The organism is Cerasicoccus arenae (genome assembly GCF_014651635.1).
Lineage (GTDB): Bacteria > Verrucomicrobiota > Verrucomicrobiia > Opitutales > Cerasicoccaceae > Cerasicoccus > Cerasicoccus arenae.
Genome location: NZ_BMXG01000017.1, coordinates 89,373 through 90,860, shown reverse-complemented (window position 1 = coordinate 90,860; position 1,488 = coordinate 89,373). Strand labels below are relative to the sequence as shown.

The window sequence follows — 1,488 nt, the reverse complement described above, 5'->3', positions numbered from 1 at the left end:
CCCGCTACCCCATGGTTCAAGGCATCCAGCGCCAACAGGTGCGCAGCAGCGGCATTGTCCACATGCGTCAGGTCCACGCGATTCCCCCCCCCCCCAACAATTCGCATACGGCCAGTTTTCGCCTTAGCAACAACGCGGGGCACGAGATGCGGATCGCCCACCCCCCAGATTAAATGCGGGCGCAACGCGCAGATCCGCACACCGCTTTTGCCATGTGCGGCGAGTAGTTCGCCCTCCGCAATGGCCTTCGTGCGTGCATAAGGGCTTAATTCATTATGCGGATTCAGCGGCAGGGATTCGTTCGCCCCCTCAAAGGCTTCACCGGAAAAGACAACGCTCGGTGTACTCGTGTAAACAAGCCGCTCCACGCCATGCTCCTGACATGCGGCAAGAATATGACGGGCACCAGTGACGTTAGCCGTGACGTAGCTTTTTTCATCCCCCCACACGCCAGCTTTCGCGGCGACATGGAAGACCGCCTCGCAGCCCTTCACGGCCTCATCGACTGCATAGGCGTCACCCAAGTCCCCCTGAACAACCTCTACCCCGCGCGCGGCGTTCTCAGGCTGTGGAGAGCGCCCAAAGCCGCGCACGTCATAACGACGCGCAAGCAGTTGGCCGACAATCCGCGAGCCAAGGAACCCTCCACTGCCCGTTACCAAGACTTTCATTCGGACTCACGCACTTGGACTTGCTCGAAGAACGGACTACCGTCCAGATTACGTAAATTCTCTTGGAATCCATAGTGCTGAAGCAGCGGAGCGCCAGACCAGTTGCTCAGGTTGTCAGACTCGCCGATGGTGTATTGGAACCAAGGGTAGGCAAAGAAAACGCTACGCCAAGTCTCGTCGCTCAGCGGTCCACCCTCGTAGCGGATGTCGTCAACGGACAGACTGGCTAAGCCAAATGCACTCCTGGCCAGCGGTGTCGATTTAACCGTCTGAGGCGCACTGGGCGTGATCGAAGGAAGCGGGATTAATTCAGCATTGGCCGAGCCGCTAGCGAGCGAATGAATCCCCGTGCTTAATGACAAGTCGACGGACGTAACATCGAACAACTCCCCGAAACTCACTGCCTCCGTCGACACAAAGCCACTGACCAAAAGACTTGCTGGGCTTTCTACCCGCAAAACCGATAACTGGTTGAGCGACTGACTCGTGACGACGTGGGCGAAGGTCGCTGGCGCAAAATGGTTATCCGACCACGCATACTCTGCGAGCCAATCACCGTGCTGAGTTGGATTGAACGATCCATTGAAAAACTGGTAACTCTGGACGAAGGTAACCGTCGGCACCCCCTCCTCCTGAACCAGTTCGAGCCGACGTACTCCTAGCGAACCATCATCGAACACAAAGGGCGCAAAAATAGAAGTCAGAGTATCATCATAGAACTGACGAAGCTTGCCCCCCTCCCCGTCAATCACGCCGACTAAACCCAATGAAGAGACGGCATAGCTAACCAGTCCATTGGTGTCGACTTGGAAGATGA

2 protein-coding genes are annotated in these 1,488 nt (G+C 56.8%); both read right to left on the bottom strand.

Translation table 11 applies throughout. The features are described from left to right. Positions 1–671: NAD-dependent epimerase/dehydratase family protein (locus tag IE065_RS13300; protein ID WP_229792116.1), on the bottom strand; the 671-nt coding region annotated here is incomplete at its 3' end. Further along, positions 668–1,488 (bottom strand): hypothetical protein (locus tag IE065_RS13295; RefSeq protein ID WP_194500042.1); only part of this gene is annotated, 821 nt, incomplete at its 5' end. The genes IE065_RS13300 and IE065_RS13295, both read right to left, overlap by 4 nt.